The 13895-nt window shown below is 38.2% G+C and carries 12 protein-coding genes; 2 read left to right on the forward strand and 10 right to left on the reverse strand.

Annotated features, from left to right (window positions below; all coding sequences use genetic code 11):
* Positions 1 to 66 precede the first annotated feature (66 nt).
* Positions 67 to 207: a transposase gene (locus V7L07_RS33415; protein WP_442936005.1), complete on the forward strand. Its 141-nt coding sequence runs from the start codon at positions 67 to 69 to the stop codon at positions 205 to 207.
* A 115-nt stretch (positions 208 to 322) separates the two neighbouring features.
* Here V7L07_RS33415 and V7L07_RS04200 read toward each other — a convergent pair whose 3' ends face one another.
* The 3 genes from V7L07_RS04200 to V7L07_RS04210 all read right to left on the reverse strand — a co-directional run bounded on the left by V7L07_RS04200 (position 323) and on the right by V7L07_RS04210 (position 3790).
* Positions 323 to 1537, reverse strand: coding sequence for an SUMF1/EgtB/PvdO family nonheme iron enzyme (locus V7L07_RS04200; RefSeq protein ID WP_335055355.1), 1215 nt, complete (start codon positions 1535 to 1537; stop codon positions 323 to 325).
* A 179-nt stretch (positions 1538 to 1716) separates the two neighbouring features.
* A complete protein-coding gene (locus V7L07_RS04205) occupies positions 1717 to 2262 on the reverse strand; it encodes a single-stranded DNA-binding protein (RefSeq protein WP_335055357.1) in 546 nt (181 codons plus the stop codon).
* Between the two features lie 271 nt (positions 2263 to 2533).
* The gene (locus V7L07_RS04210) at positions 2534 to 3790 is read right to left on the reverse strand and encodes an FAD-dependent oxidoreductase (RefSeq protein ID WP_335055359.1); all 1257 of its coding nucleotides are present in this window, start codon (positions 3788 to 3790) and stop codon (positions 2534 to 2536) included.
* Between the two features lie 228 nt (positions 3791 to 4018).
* Between V7L07_RS04210 and V7L07_RS04215 the strand changes: the two genes are divergently transcribed.
* Complete coding sequence (locus V7L07_RS04215; RefSeq protein ID WP_335055361.1) at positions 4019 to 5341, forward strand: ABC transporter ATP-binding protein; 1323 nt, start codon at positions 4019 to 4021, stop codon at positions 5339 to 5341.
* A 2-nt stretch (positions 5342 to 5343) separates the two neighbouring features.
* Here V7L07_RS04215 and V7L07_RS04220 read toward each other — a convergent pair whose 3' ends face one another.
* From V7L07_RS04220 to fldA, 7 genes are all read right to left on the reverse strand, one after another.
* On the reverse strand, positions 5344 to 5715 hold the full coding sequence (locus tag V7L07_RS04220; protein ID WP_335055363.1) for a DUF5615 family PIN-like protein: 372 nt from the start codon (positions 5713 to 5715) through the stop codon (positions 5344 to 5346).
* On the reverse strand, positions 5712 to 5942 hold the full coding sequence (locus V7L07_RS04225) for a DUF433 domain-containing protein (protein WP_292741094.1): 231 nt from the start codon (positions 5940 to 5942) through the stop codon (positions 5712 to 5714). The genes V7L07_RS04220 and V7L07_RS04225 overlap by 4 nt, the downstream gene beginning before the upstream one ends.
* A 77-nt stretch (positions 5943 to 6019) precedes the next feature.
* On the reverse strand, positions 6020 to 9730 hold the full coding sequence (locus V7L07_RS04230) for a helicase-related protein (RefSeq protein ID WP_335055365.1): 3711 nt from the start codon (positions 9728 to 9730) through the stop codon (positions 6020 to 6022).
* The gene (locus V7L07_RS04235; protein ID WP_335055367.1) at positions 9720 to 10103 is read right to left on the reverse strand and encodes a hypothetical protein; all 384 of its coding nucleotides are present in this window, start codon (positions 10101 to 10103) and stop codon (positions 9720 to 9722) included. The genes V7L07_RS04230 and V7L07_RS04235 overlap by 11 nt, the downstream gene beginning before the upstream one ends.
* Complete coding sequence (locus tag V7L07_RS04240) at positions 10046 to 10618, reverse strand: hypothetical protein (RefSeq protein WP_335055369.1); 573 nt, start codon at positions 10616 to 10618, stop codon at positions 10046 to 10048. The genes V7L07_RS04235 and V7L07_RS04240 overlap by 58 nt, the downstream gene beginning before the upstream one ends.
* A gap of 636 nt (positions 10619 to 11254) precedes the next feature.
* Complete coding sequence (locus tag V7L07_RS04245; RefSeq protein WP_335055371.1) at positions 11255 to 12007, reverse strand: alpha/beta fold hydrolase; 753 nt, start codon at positions 12005 to 12007, stop codon at positions 11255 to 11257.
* Between the two features lie 69 nt (positions 12008 to 12076).
* Positions 12077 to 12589 carry a flavodoxin FldA gene (fldA, locus tag V7L07_RS04250; protein WP_335055373.1) on the reverse strand — a complete coding sequence of 171 codons (513 nt, stop codon included), beginning with the start codon at positions 12587 to 12589 and terminating at the stop codon, positions 12077 to 12079.
* Between the last annotated feature and the right edge of the window lie 1306 nt (positions 12590 to 13895).

Below are 13895 nucleotides of genomic sequence, written 5' to 3' on the forward strand. Positions count from 1 at the left end.
GTGCAGGATAACGGGCCTATACACCGATGCAAAGAAGTACAAAAGCTGTAGTCAAAATGGGAACAGATGGGTTTGTACATCTTCTTTTTACCCGAATATTGCTCCGAAATGAACCCCATTGAATTGGAGTGGCAACACCTTAAGAAAAATGAACTATGTGGGCAAATATTCGATGATGAGCACCACCATTGCTTACGCTGTAATTGATGGTATTCAAGCTAGGGGAAAAAAAGGAAACTACAGTACAGAGCGTGTCAAATTTAACTCCAATTCTTCAGGTTAAATTTTTGTTACATACTTATAAATTTTCCCACCCACCTACTTACATCAAAGTGCAAACAACCCGAAAACCAAATCTACTATCAGTAACGCTTGCCATTTCAGAAAAGCGAGATGCAGAACGACAGCAATTTGGAGAAGAATCCCAAGAACCACCACGCAAAATTCGATATTCTTCATTGCCATCATTTAACCATACACTCCCATCTAAAGGTGCGCCTTGATAGTCTTCGTGTTCGTAATCAGCACACCACTCCCAAACTAGCCCGTGCATATCGCATAATCCAAAAGCATTAGCTGGAAAACTACCAACCTCTATTGTCTGCTGGTAATAAAAAGTATGAATATTTTCGTTATGTCCACAATAATTGGCTAAATTAGGCGTAATTATTTTGCCAAAATGAAATGGAGTTGATGTTTGAGCGCGACAAGCGTATTCCCATTCAGCTTCGCTAGGTAAACGATATTTTCTTCTTGTTTGTCGTGAAAGTCGCTCACAAAACTCTTGTGCATCATGCCAAGAAACTCTTTCTACAGGTAAGTTATCTCCCTTAAAACAAGATGGTTCCACTTTAAGACAGCGTTTAATTTTTGGAAGCTTTGCAATAACTCTCCACTGTGCTTGAGTAATAGGATACTTACCCATACAAAAGGGTTTTAAAGTGACTATGTGCTGGGGACGTTCATCTTCAAGTGATTCAGATTCATCTTGAGGTGCGCCCATTTGAAATTTACCACTACCAATAGAAACTATTTCCAATACAATGCCATCTGCTAGACTCTCTATAAAATACTCAGCTTGTTTAAAATAACGCTTCGTTTCTATTCCTTGAGTGTCTATAGTTACAACTTCAAACTCGAACTTTGTGATAGCTGGTATTGTTGGAGGAGGAAGCAGTGGTGTTTGTACATTAGTTATAACTACAAACTTTTCATTTGTATCTGTAGGAGAAATATTAGATATAAGAGAAATCGGGGAATTTGCTTGTGAAGCTGTTTCAATGCTGATTTTCTGGAGTATTTCTTGTATCTGTCGAAGGATTGCGGTCGTTTCTTCATTAATACCTTCGTTGATGATGCGATCGCCAATATGAATATTGTTGCTATCAGAGGTATTAACTATATATTTAGCTGACTGTACCAAATGCTGATTACTACTATTTTCTAGCCATCGTCGCAGTAGAGCAATATCCTTTTTATCTTTTTTACCATCTATGATGCGGTTAAGTATCGTGATTAACTCGTGAGGTGTAGTCATTCAATACCATCAAGTGTTATAAACATTTATTAAAAATAGTGTAACTTTCTCTATCTCACTCGATAGCTAAACTAAGTGATCGCAGACAAAAAATAGCACATCCTAAAGGATGGCTATTTGTAGAAATTGTCTAATTGTGATGTTAGTTAGCAAATTGAATACAGGCTCAACTACCAACTTTAGAACGGAATGTCATCTGGATCTGGTTCTTGCTCTTTCACTGCTGGATAAGTGGTTCGCTCATAATTTGTGGGTTGGGATACGGGTTCGTAACTTGGCGCTGGGGTAGGTGCTGGACGTGCTGACTCGTAAGTGGGAACCTCTTTCTGTGGAGGACGAGATGCTGAAGGTGTTTGTCGTGGAGCAGTTTCAGTGAATGATGGGGTTACGGTTGCAGAGGGTAATGGATCGGTATCAAAACTACCTCCAACAGATTGAATTTGCTGCACCGTCAATTCAGCGCGTTTTTCTTTAAAACCTTCTTGACGCTCAACAGTATTCATCGTTAAACGTCCTACCAAGATGACGCGATCGCCTTGGTGGTAGTTTTGCTGAATTTCTGTCGCTAAATTCCCCCAGCCGACAACTTTCAGCGTGGCTGGCGGATCTTCTGGTTTCTGAGAATTGGGAAACTGCACTAGCATTTCCGTGACTCCCAGATTATCCGCTGTATAGCGGAGTTGCGGCTCGTTAATAATTTCCGCCATCAAAACGCAGCTGTTCATTAAAATTACTCCTGACTGTAAAAAGTGCTAATTGAAAAAGAGAGGGTTTTTCTATGTAGTGCCAATTAATATCTAGATATGTTTAATTGTTTGCATTTTTTAATAATGCCTGAGTTTTTAGTTATTTCTAGCATAAAAGCCAAGCGATCGCTTTGAACAGCATTGAGTATACTGTTCGCCACCCTCGCTTGACTAAATTGAGCATTCAATTCTGCATGAGTAGTATAATTGTACCACCCATTTCAGAAATAGAAAAAATTATTGGCAAAAATTAAGTCTTGACGTGAACCGGAAAAACACCCAAGGCGATCAACCTGGCGGGAAGGTCGCGCAAGATGGGTAAGCGCAAAAACGCAGGTGGTACAAAGGTACGATTTGAATTGAGAACTGGGGCAAATACCCGCTTTTGGATAAAAGTTTGAAACGCCTGAATGATGCGTGTGGGCAACTCGCGTTGATGCTGTACTTTTGCTAGGTCGCTAGGTTGTACTTGGCGCTTCTTGAGTGGTTTGCTGAGTGCATTCGCCGTAATTACAGCATCTTGAATCGCGTAGTTAATCCCAACTCCACCAACGGGGGACATTATATGAGCTGCATCACCGATGAGTAGCAGCCCTGGACGATACCAGCGTTTGACGCGGCTGGACTCCACTGAGAGAAAAGCTATTTGTGACCAATCATGTAAATTTTGAATGCGTTGCTGGAATTCTGGCAACACTTCGACAACAGATTTTTTTAATTCCTCCAAACCCTCAGCCCGTAATTGTTGATAGCCTCCCTTAGGGATGACATAAGCAACTTGCCACTCATCACCACGGTCAAGCATGGCGATGATATTACCTTGACCAAAGCGCCCCATTCCCCCTTCAGGGTCTTCTGGCTGACGCAGTAGGCGAAACCAAAGGACATCCATTGGTGGCGAGGTTTCGATTGATTCAAACTCACCCAGGTGGCGTAAACGTGAGTGGCGACCATCTGCACCCACTGTCAGTATTGCCCGAATTTCATGCCAGCCACCCCCTCCCCGATAGCGGACACCTTGAATTACGCCATTTTCGGCAATTAATTCCTGTACATTCGCACCCATCACCAGATGGAAACTAGGATATTTTTGTGCTTCTTGGGTGATGAACTCCAGGAATTTCACCTGCGGAAGCATCGTAATGTAGGGGTAGCGGGTTTTCAGATGACTAAAATCTGCGAATGTGACAGTATCTTGAGCAGTTTGAATACTAATTTGGCGCATTTTGGTATGGGGAAGTTGTAACAAGCGATCGCTAAGTCCCAATTCCTCCATAATTTCCATCACCGATGGATGAATCGTATCGCCGCGAAAGTCGCGATCGAAGTCTTTGTGTGCTTCCAGCAACATCACAGAAATGCCTTGACGCGCTAACAACAGTGCTAATACTGCTCCTGCTGGGCCCCCACCCACAATGCAACAATCTGTGGTTTGTACGTCTACAATGTCATGGATAGGATTAATACTTGGGTCTTGGGAAAGATTTTTAGGTATATCGGTAGTCATCACAACACCTCCTGACAGCCCTAAAATTTAGGGTAGTTTGCTTTTGATGGTGCAAGCTATTTTTTTAACTTTTCGTATTTACTCTAAACGTGTATTATGATTGGCGCTAAACTGTCATTGGTCATTTGTCATTTGTCCAATGCCCCTTAAGAGTGCTGAGTGGGGAATCTCATTTCTTTACTCGGAACTCGGAACTGTTTTGCCCCATGCCCAATCCCCAAATTAGTTGTGTCCCAAGTTGTTTTAGAAAACGTTTATAAAAGTTTTTCCTCACGTAAAGGGGAAAGTGTTACCTCACAAACCCAATCTCCCCTCACATCTGGGGATAAAGCTGATGCAGGGCAAGATCGTGCCGGAAGTGTCAACGTCTTGCGGCGGATTAACCTGACGATCGCAGATGGCGAGTTTATGGTGCTGGTAGGCCCTTCTGGTTGTGGTAAAAGCACCTTGCTACGGTTAATCGCCGGCTTAGAGGTGATGACCGGCGGTAATATTTGGGTAGGCGATCGCTTGATCAATGACCTACCACCAAAGGAACGCGACATCGCAATGGTGTTTCAAAATTATGCCCTCTATCCGCACATGACGGTGTATGATAACATCGCGTTTGGGTTACGCCGTAGGGGAAGCAGGGGAGCAGAGGAGCAGAGGAGCAGAGGAGAAAATACTTCTTCGTCTCAATATCTTCAGGCGTGGACGGAAAATCTTTTTGTGGGGGCGACCAGAAAGTTACCTAAAGGATTACGCTACACTTCTGACAAAGAACGGGCGGTGAATGAACAGGTGCGTAGTGTTGCTCAATTGTTGCAAATCGAAACATTGCTGAATCGCTTACCCAAACAGCTATCTGGGGGACAAAGACAACGGGTTGCATTGGGAAGAGCGATCGCCCGTGACCCCCAAGTATTCTTAATGGATGAACCGCTTTCTAACTTAGATGCGAAACTGCGGGCGGAAACCCGCGCCCAAATTGTCAAATTGCAGCGCCAACTGGGGACAACGACGATTTACGTTACCCATGACCAAACCGAAGCGATGACAATGGGCGATCGCATTGCGATTATGTCTGAGGGTAAAATTCAGCAAGTCGCTTCTCCCTTAGAACTTTACAACCGTCCTGCCAACCTTTTTGTAGCAGAGTTCATTGGTTCCCCACCGATGAATTTTATTCCTGTAGAATTTCATGCGCCGCAGTTGATTACTCATCCCCAGTTGCGTTTCACCCTTCCAGAAGTTTGGGGAAAAGCTTTACAAAAATATGATGGGAAAACTCTAATTTTAGGTATTCGTCCAGAACATTTGAACTTGAGTATGCCTGCTACCAAAAATCTACCTGTACAAGTAGATTTGGTAGAAAATCTCGGTAACGATTCCTTTCTCGCCGTTAAGATTGCCGAACCAGGATCTCAACCTGCCACTACAGCCAATTACCTACAAGTGCGAATACCACCAGACCGATTTGTACAACCTGGTGAGCAACTTTGGTTATCGCTAACTCCAGAAAAAATTCACTTTTTTGACCCAGAAACCGAGTTAGCAATATTTCCCTAATACTATCCGCGCCTAATTGGTAGAATACGCACTCTGGATTGGGCTTGGTCAACAGTGACCAATGCGCCTGTCTCTAGTGAAGACTCAAACTGATTCAGGGCTGAAATAACTAGATTTTCTATACTTTTTGGCAAAACATCCTGGGTACGAACCTGAATAACACTAGGAGTATCGACACCTGTCGCAGCTAGCAGGGAACCAAAGTCTAAATCGTGAGTAAAGACGATATATCCATTAGTTCTTGCCCACTCCATAATTATTGAATCTTTCTCACGGGGATCGCCAACCGTAGACCAGTGGACAGCAGCAATATTGTACCTCTCAAAAACCGCAACCCAATCAGGAGAAAGGTTCATATCAATCAAAATTTTCATGCACTTCTAAGAGGAACTTCAATCTCTTCAGCCCGCCATGCAGCGTAGGCAAGTGCCTCATAGATGTCGGCTTCTTCGAGGTAGGGATACGCTTTGAGGATGTCGCTATTACTGTGACCAGATGCCATTAAGCCGACGACAGTTCCAACGGTGACACGCATTCCCCGAATGCAGGGTTTACCACCCATCACTTCAGGATTGCGAGTAATTCTAGTGAGATTTTGCATAATTTTTGTAGAGTAGGAGTAGGGTTATTGGATTGAGCATCCCAACTTTCACAAGTACGATCAAATTTCATTGGAAATCAATCTTCTTGAGAAAGAATTAAATTTAGAATATTCATTTCTTTAGACTGGAATATTTGATTTTCATTAAATAGGTTTTTACCTAATTTATCCATTGCACCACTATTGAAAACTACGTAAGGAATATTTTGATAATTAGAGTCAATAGGCAAAATATTATATGCTAAAGCAAGTGTAGAAACGTACCGAGCTAAAATATCCCGTAAAGACAGATTATCAATTTTTCTCTCATTTTCAAAATAATCTTCAAAAGCCTGAAAAGATAAAAATGTCTGTATAGGTAAAGCATAATAACGTTCTGACGAAAGAGAAGTTTGGGTTAATTTTTGTGAGCGTTCTAATTCACTAAAAATTGTTCTAGTCAAGTCTATTAAAGAATAAGCAGCACTAATAATTTGTTTTGGATATTTTCCTGACTTTACTAAAAGTTGAAGTTGTTTGATAAAATCTTCATTTCGCTTTTGATCGAGAATTTTTTCTAAGTCAATATAATTAGTTTCTTTAACTAGTTTCTCTGATAACGGTACAATGAGTAAACTACCTCTAACGTATGTTTTTTCAATTGGTGGTAGACTCAGTAAATTATCAAGGCTAGTCTCAATTTTTGATAAAAAATTAAATCCAATTGAAACATAGGATACTTCTTGAGTTTCAGAAAGTGATTTATTTTGAGAATAAGGGCTGATTTGAGTTTTTTGAATAGAAAGTAATTCAGATAAATTTTGCTCTATATTTTTCAAGATATTATCTCTAGGTTGTTTTTTTACCTCCTTTTGAATTTGCCGTAATAATGTAGCCAATGTACCAATAAATGTCTCCCCTGCTTGGCTAATTGCTTTACCACCAATAGGAATAATAACGTATCGTTTTCTACCAATTTCCCCTGATCCCATAATCCGGGTCATAATAGATGCTTTCAGGATAATCAGAATATTTAATACATTCAGACAAGCTTCTTTTAATGAAAGATTTGTAAGTTGTTCTGATTCAGCAGCACTTAAACTTTTTCCATTATCATCTACTTTTTTTGGGTAGTATATCGCTTTATCAGACAAGTAAAAATTTAAATATTTACTACCCTTGTCTAGTTCACCACCTCGCCCACGGTAAATTACTTGGATAATTTCCATCAAATTTTGCTCAATTTGAAAGCTAGGTATCTGCACAAGAATATATTTAGTTTGGGTAAAAGATAGACCGCGAGATGCAGAAGCAGTCATAAAAACTACTTTGACTGTATTTTGGTATTTCTGAATTTCAGCTTCTTCTTTATCTGATAAACTGGCATGTATTTCTAAATATTCTTGATGCAGAGTAAAGCTAGGTCTTAGCTGATAAATTTTAGTAATTAATTGCTTGAGAGTATCTTTATTTTGGATATAGACTATAATCTGCCCATCATTTTCATCTAGCAATTTTAAAATATCTTCTTCAATTTTTTTAGCTACCTTAGTATCTAAAGTAAAAGTTTCATCTGTAATGTCTTCTGAGCTTAGTGACTGGACAAATATGTGATAATTAAATATCAGCTTGTCAGCAGGGTAAGAATTTGCATTTATCAGACTTGCAGGCTTACTCAAAAATTGAAATTCATTAAAAGATAAACATTGACCAACTGAATCTGAAACTTGTCTAACAAATATTCTATCTCCCTGAATTTGATTTTGGGAAAGATGATTTTCAACTACGTCTTGTATTGTCAGTGACGCGTCAGCAGTAATCACTTTCAGATTAAAGCCGTATTCAGGATTTAACAAATCATATTCTTCAACAAAATCTAAAACGCCATGTAGAAAAGCAACTCCCTCTTGGGAACCTGTAATTTCGTCAATCATAATGAAAATATTTTTCATCCGACTGGCGATTTCTTTCATCTTCTTTGGAATAATCCCAGGAGGCTTTTTAGAAGAATTATAAGCACTACTAAATATTCTACCGAAATGCTTTAAAGTATTACCGTAGCGAGTTTCCTTTAAAGACTGCATTGAGGCTGTAGCAATAATATTATTAGGTAAATCAGGATTAATGATACAGGTGTGAATTGCTTCACACAAACTTGCTAAGACTCCAACCTCACGTGGTTTTTCTACTTGTACCAAGTTATCTGTACGTCTAACCAAGCGACTAGGAAAGTCAGATACTTTGTCTTTTAAATTTCTAGCATCTAAAAATTTTACTTGCCCTATTTGATGTTCGTCAGTCAGGTTATTATTATAGTACTCAATAACGTAACCTCCATTGGCATCATCAAGTATTCTTTTATTGGTATTAATACAAATTAAATTGTCCGAAACTAATTTTAAGCTATTTTCCTCTGTAAACTTGTCAATAATATCTCGGTTAACCTGAATTCGAGGACTGACGTATATTAGCATTGAACCCTCATGCAAGTGGTCAATAATTTGCTTTGCAACTGCTGTAGTTTTACCAATTCCAGGATTCCCCGTCAAAAACAGCAATGGTATTCTAGAATCTGCAAGGGTTCGATGTATCAACTCTGCATGAGCATTTCTAAATTCTGTTTCTTTTAGGTCTAGCGATCGCTTAATAGATTCAGGTACAATACCGGCCGTATTAAAAAAATCTTGCCCTGCTTCAAATACTTCAGTATTTTCGATATAATTTATTGTATCTTTTTTTGTTTCAACTATATCTTTGACAAACCTGTTGCCATCCTGAAAGTTTCTAGCTGCATTACTTTTAATGACTTCAAGTAACGTGTTCCGGCTGTCATTAATATCTTTGTCACTCTTATTTTTGTATATTTCATAACAATTTTTTAAGATTTCCAGGCTATTTTCAGCATTGTCTTTTTCTTTAGTCAAAGCAATGCCGTTAATCATTCTGTCACTATAGCCAAAGCAATTAAATTTAACTGCATCAGTTCGTGATATTTTACCTGATGACAGTAAAAATTTATAAAAACTCCAAGCATAACTAGAAGCTTGGATAACCTTCACGGCTTCCTTGTCTTTAGTCTTGAAAGCACAGAAGAAGCGAGTCAATTCTTTAGAATATATCTCGTTAAGTTTATTGTTATTGTCGCTACTATTTCCAGTATCGATACCGAGTCCACAAAAACTAGACTTGGAACGCACATAATTTAACTCAGTATTTAATGATTCTACCAAACTTTGAATGTTATTTAAATCAGTTATAGAATGAATAGCTGAAGTTGTAAAAGTGGATAAGTCTACAACTAAAATTCGATACTTACCCATGTACCGCAGCAATAAGAGAGTATCTGCTTTGAGAAATTCTCCACCATCCATATAACGGCTAATATCTACGTTTTCAAAGCCCTGAATTTCTAAAATTTCCTTGTAGCAGTCAGGAGGATATCTCTCTAAATTTTTGATACCAAAGGCATTTTCATTGTGGAAATCACACTGAAAATAGATAATTTCTATTTTGCTTTTAGTTAGCCAGCCAGATGCTTCTATATATTCTCGCACAAAGCTGTAGCCCGAAGTCCATCCTTTTTGAATAAATAATTTTACCCAGTCACCAATAATTTCTTGATGAGATTTATCTATGAAATTATTAGCTATAGACTTTTGGATATTATGCAAATATAACTTACTTAAAGGCTGAAGATAAACATCGCCGTAGTAATGTTTTAACTTGGAATGCTGAAAGTAAGTTAAAATGCCGATATTAAAACTTATTTCAAATACTCGACCTAAATTAATGCCTAAATCATTTACCATAAAGCGCACTCCTAATTTCGGTCAAAAAGGCTAAGTTATTAAACTTAACATTCTTCACCGAGTAAGTATAAGTAGATATTTTACCGATACCTTCGTCACCAATTAGTTTACTATAAGGGTTCAGCTTGAGAGCAATATTTCGATTTACTTCGTATGGAGAAAAATGAAATAAAGCAATGTATTGTAAAATCGTCTTTTGTAAAGGCGAATCTTTATTTAATAACCCTTCTATAATATCTTTCGTATCACCTAAGTTATAAATATTTAATAAAGTACTGTAACAAACTACACTATTAAATATAGTCCGCTCTTTATCTACAGAACGGCCTGTAAAGAGGTTGAGAAAAACTCTGGTTTGTTGGCTTTTATCCACAGATAACTTTTCCAATGATTAACAGGCTTATCAAGTAAATAACTTACTTCATAATCGGGATCATCTAAATCTGGATCGTTGATATAATTTATTAATAATCTCAGCCGCTTAATTAATGTTTCTAAACATGCAAAACCCTGTGCATTTGAATTATGTAGACTAGTTTTTGCACATTCTATTCTCAAATAATCCAAATAATCTATTTTGATATCTCGTAGTAGTCTCGGAAGAGATTCAGTGTCTACTATTTTTTGAAATTCAGTAAGTTCAGATTCTTTTTGCTCTGATATATTGTCTAAAATTTCTGTCAGCTGTTGCCAATCTTGTGAATCGGGTCTACTTATAGTATCTATGTAGCTTTTAAGGCTCTCTAAAAGCCTACTATTAAAATTAGATAATGGTGTGCAAAGATTGTCTAAGGAAGATTGAGTTTCGTTTTCTCCACAAGCAGTAACAAGTTGTCTTCTCAATTCATCTCTAATGGCTTGGATTTTAGAATAAAATTCTGTTTCCAACTTAAAAATTTACGGTTGCTGCTTTAATACCTATATTCTGTGTTAAAGGACTTTGTGGACGTTGATTGGTATTGGTAGCAATTTCATAAACTGAGATTCTGAGTTTATTTCCATCTGGAGAAAATTTAAATAGTGGTTTTTGTTTAATTAATTCTAAAATTTTGTCTAGTAATGGAATGTAATCTAATTTTGCTAATGGATTTCAGCTTTCCTCAATAGAATGTCTTGATGTTGATGTCATGATGCAACCACTGTTTAGAAAGATTTCAATTTTGTGACTTACCCTAAAAGATTGATGCACTTAAACAGCAGCCAACAGAGTAAGCTGGCAGAATGAATTCTGAGTTTGTAAGACTTATCTTATAACCCAAAAATTTTAATTCAGCCATATCGTTAGTTTTGAAGACTTACGCTTATCTGGTGAATATTATAGTATAAATGTACCAAAAAATTGCTTTTGAAAAAAAGTTTAAAATTCTTAATTTTTAGTAAAATAGTTTGTTAATCAATTTGGTAAAAAAGTGCTTTCAACTGTAAAGTAGTGATGCCTACGGCGGCAAGCTACGCACCTACACCCCAAATTTCACAAGTGCGTAGCCGTAAGGCTTGTCCTTAGACATCGCACTCTCAAAGTTATTAATTTGTAGAAGCACTAAAAGATAGTGCAGATGCTGCCAGTAAATGCGGATGGTGGTGTTGCCAAAAACTCAAAATCTGTTCACCAACCTGTTGAGGATAGAAGTAGTGAAAAAAATGATATCCTTCTGGGCATTCCCAGAGCTTATCTTCTGGTTTTAACCAATTTAACCAGTCATGCAATGCAGTTGGGTTGACTACCGGATCGCTCTTGCTACCACATACCATCATCGGCATAGAAACTCCACCCTTGGGTAAATAAACCAACTTAAACAAAGAGTGTGATGATGGAGATTGTTCTAAATCTTTATCTAAGGTAGCGACTAACTTCTTAGTAGTATGAGGTGGTTGATTTCCAAAAAGACTGCGGACATTGCTTGCCAAAACTAACTCACGGCTGATGTTAAAAAGTTGTCGTTGATAGTAATAATGAGCTTGCCAATTGTTTGCAGGTTGAGCTGCTACAGCCAGCAGAGTTAGCGATCGCACTTTTTGCGGAAATCGCCGCGCAAAGGTTAAGGCGATCGCACCACCTATAGCATGACCGGCTAAATGTACGGGGCGATCGCGCCATTCTAAAAAGTCATATAGCAACTCCACAGCTTGATCTATGGAACTAGCTTCATCTTTAGTTTGCTGATATTCCCACTGGGCGACACTCGTATACCCAGATAAATATTCAAGTAATGGTTTATCAAAACGCTGCAAAGCAGGACTAGCACTTAACCATAAAACATCAAATGGATCGGACATATAATACCTATAAATTCTAAATTATCAATTTCAATAAAGGCGCACAGCTAGCTGTGCGCCCCTATTAGTCTACAAACCAAATTCTGTCTTTAACTGAGTAACCCAAGTTTTAATTCGCTCATCTGTTAGATCAGATTGACTACCTTGATCGAGTGCCAATCCGACAAATTTGCCATTTCTCAAGGCTCTAGAATTCTCAAAGTCATATCCCTCAGTTGGCCAGTAACCGACAGTTTTACCGCCTCGTTGGGAAATTTTTTCTTCGATAATTCCAATTGCATCCTGGAAGTTATCGCTATAGCCATATTGGTCTCCATCACCAAAATAGGCAACCAGCTTTCCACTAAAATCTATTTCATCGAGATCGGGGAAAAAGCTATCCCAATCACTCTGAAGTTGACCAATATCCCAAGTGGGAGAGCCAATAATCAGCAAATCATACTCATTAAAAGTGCTAGTATCTGCCTCGTAAATGGGATGTAATGTTACAACATCACCACCGAACTCATCCCGAATTTTTTCAGCATCAGATTCAGTGTTACCAGTTTGAGTACCGTAAAACAAACCAATTTTTTTCGACATATTGTTTGTCACCTGATAAATAAATAGTTGTGTGAGCAAAAGGACTTAGGCAACAATAGCCACTCATCCTGTACGTAAATCTCACATAAGTTGATGCAACTTAGGTTGCTTAATCCAGCCTTCCCTGTTTACCAAGACATCGACTCCAGTGTTTGAATATAGCGTTATCTCCATCAGAAAGTTTGTAAATAGCTGAAATACACGAGCATCTTATTGAGTATATATCTCAATAAAACTGAAGATATACTACCAGATTTATTGAGATTATTTTTCATTTAAGATGAGTTAACTTTTGTTAAGTATTTCAGAAAACAAACCGAAAGCTAGACTAGGCAACAAGAATTCTCGTACCTTAATTGGTTAGAAGCCTTGCGCCGAATCTTAATAGAAGTAGTGGAACACCCTAACAAAAGAATTTCTCGCATACTGGAGTTTATGCTAAAAGCGATATAAGACTTGATTTTGGAGGAATTATGTGGTATGCCATTTGGACTAAACTCAAAGTACGATAACTCGATAAAGTTATCGTACTTTATATATTAAGAGTGAACAACGCACTCTGCAAGAGGATAATTTAAATCAAACGGAGATTGTCCCTTATGCCAAAAGACTGGTTTGAATGGCACGACCTCTACAATAGTGAACCGACATTGTAGCAGTGACTACAAATTAATTATTCGGAAGTATATTTCTCATAGCTTGGATGCATCTTTACCGGGAATCATTCGTGTCGTCAGTGTTTGTACGGGTGATGGGAGGGGATTTATTGAGAAGGCTATCCAAGCACTCCCGTGCAAAAGATGTGTGTGTACGCACGTTAGAAGCTGTGAATTTAGCATAACAAGTACAGTAGATGCATATATTTTGGCATTAAGTCAACGTGAGTTCGACAAGTCTTATTTAACCTCTCCCCCAGCCCCTCTCCGTGTCGGAGAGGGGAGCAAAAAGCTTAATTTTTCGTTGCTCCTCCCTTTCCGTTTCGGAGAGGGAGATTGGGAGGGAGAGGTTCTTGGAACTCACGTTAAGTCAAAGTATTTAATGTTGTGAAGATCGCTACATTTGTCAATCAGCCATCAGGAGTACACATTTTACAGCAGTTAATTTTATATTTGTAATCTTGTCAATCTAGCGATTTTCATACCCTGCGGGTTTATGGGTGTGCGCCCCTAGTTAAACAATCAAAAACTTCAATAATTAACTCTTATAGGTAAAAAACCACTTTTAACCTTTTCATAACCGAAGATTAATCAAAATTTATCCGGTATCATCTCTCGACTTTCTGAAGTAAACATTGTACAAAAAAGCT

It is taken from the genome of Nostoc sp., assembly GCF_036916985.1.
Taxonomy (GTDB): Bacteria; Cyanobacteriota; Cyanobacteriia; order Cyanobacteriales; family Nostocaceae; genus Nostoc.